This window comes from Myroides albus (genome assembly GCF_009711045.1).
Taxonomy (GTDB): Bacteria; Bacteroidota; Bacteroidia; order Flavobacteriales; family Flavobacteriaceae; genus Flavobacterium; species Flavobacterium album_A.
The window spans coordinates 1-2023 of sequence record NZ_WMJX01000105.1 but is presented as its reverse complement, the minus strand read 5'-3'; the positions used below and the strand labels follow the sequence as shown (position 1 = coordinate 2023).

Below are 2023 nucleotides of genomic sequence, written 5' to 3'. Positions count from 1 at the left end.
AATGCCCGTGCGGGTTCAAGTCCCGCTCCGAGTACTAAAAATCCTAAGTTTACGCTTAGGATTTTTTTGTTTATAACTCATCTCCTATCTATATTCGATTGATTTCTTTAAAATAACTATACCTTTAGTCCCGTAAAACAAACTAAACATTATCTGTACTTATTACACAAATGAAAAGAGAATTAGACTACTTGGTAAAAATAGAGGGAAATGAAGCACTCTTAGATCGCTTTATAGAAGCTATATTCAATAATACTTGTTTGATTGCAGACGATTATCCATCACCTTATGTATTAGAATCAGGTGAGCGATTTTACAATGGTACTGTAATTGACTATTTCTTTCAAACAACTCCTTTTTCTGAAGAAAGATACACCGCTTTTTTTGAAAAACTAAGAGCTTTAAGTGGATTCAATAGTTATTATTATACTTTAGGTGAGAAATTAAAAAAACTAATTTCTACAGTATTTCCACAAGTAAGTTATAAGGATAGTTCGCTCAAAGTAGACACTAAGCAAGAACCTCTACCCTTAACGCAAGAACAAGACGAAATACTTCGTTTCTTGTGTTATTTGGCTATTGGACATATAAAATACGACGCCAGTTATGCCACTATAACTGCTAACAAATACTTTAACTTAGCGAAACGCCTTGGATCCAAAAGAGTAGATGAACTCTACCAATATGGAGCTGGTACTATTGCAAATGATATTCTTGTGTTTCAAGACAAGCAGGTAGATTGCATTGCAAACGATGTAACTGCAACCATTAGAATAAAAGTACAAGACGATACAGAACAAACGTATCGAAAAGTACTGACTTATATAAACAAATTACTAAAAGATGACTTTCCTAAGAGTTATGCTATTGAATTTGAAGGACCAAATTTAAAAGATTTGAAGGTAGACAACCTACCGGAGTGTGGTCAAAGATATTTATTTGCTACTGCTGTACAATATGAAGCACTACACCCGTTGATGATCGAGTATATCAACACAGTAATGAGAAAATGGGAATGGTACACTAATGTAGATGAAGAGGTATGTACGATGCCTTCAACCTTTGCTGTCATGGCATTAGGACTATGGGATAGACGTTATTTTAATCTTCTAATTAACTACTACCACATTGTAGACGGAGATCATCAATATGTACATCAAAATTACACGTTACCTTTTCTACAAAAATACGGAATAGACGCAGAAAGTATTAAAGTATATATACAAGGGGTTCTGTCTGTGCAAGAACAACCACATGAAGAAGCTTATACAGCATACTTTACCTCAACTGAGGTACTAAAATTACTTTTAGATAGCAAAGAACATTTTGCTACTTATTATTTCTCTGCCGAAGATCTTGAGGATTTTGAAGACAGTGGAAATGAAGTAGAAGAAATGGCTGAGTACTGCTGGGAAAATGTGATGTATACAACCTTTGGTTTGGCTGATAATTATCCTGCACTTACACAAGATTGGAGTACTGAAGCAATAACACTGTTTAAACAACTAACAGAAACAACTGAATAAAAAACAAGCCTTATAATTCTTTATCCATTTTAGAATTATAAGGCTCATTCAATTTTAGTTATATAGAACAACATACTTTTTACAAGCTAAATTCACACTCATGACAACCTTTAAAAGTAATTAAGCAAAAGCAATTTTTATGTTTCTTACAAAAAGAACGCACAATAAATATAGATAATACTAAAAATATACTCCACTTTNTCTACTTACCAATTTAAGCTTCCATCATCAAATCAGGTAATTGATCATTAAGATACACTTGGTTTTGATTTATCTGAACAACACAATCATTCAGATACTTCACCTCACATAAAAAATGTATCCAATGATTACTGATGCTCCCTTTATACTCAATCATAATTCCATATAGAAAAGAATGATTCTTCCCTTGTCTAAACTCTAATGAATTACGATAACCAAAGATGGAATACGCTTCCTTTTTACTTGAAAAGAACCTACTCATTATAGTGCTTTATCGGGGTTCTTTAGATACTTTT

The 2023-nt window shown here is 32.7% G+C and carries 2 protein-coding genes; one reads left to right on the top strand and one right to left on the bottom strand.

Annotated elements, in window-relative coordinates; translation table 11 throughout:
* Nucleotides 1-170: 170 nt before the first annotated feature.
* The gene (locus tag GJV76_RS15455) at nucleotides 171-1526 is read left to right on the top strand and encodes a DUF6138 family protein (RefSeq protein WP_155093476.1); all 1356 of its coding nucleotides are present in this window, start codon (nucleotides 171-173) and stop codon (nucleotides 1524-1526) included.
* Nucleotides 1527-1740: 214 nt separating this feature from the next.
* Here the strand turns inward: GJV76_RS15455 and GJV76_RS15450 are convergent, their stop codons facing one another.
* Nucleotides 1741-1989: a hypothetical protein gene (locus tag GJV76_RS15450; RefSeq protein ID WP_155093475.1), complete on the bottom strand. Its 249-nt coding sequence runs from the start codon at nucleotides 1987-1989 to the stop codon at nucleotides 1741-1743.
* Nucleotides 1990-2023: the final 34 nt, after the last annotated feature.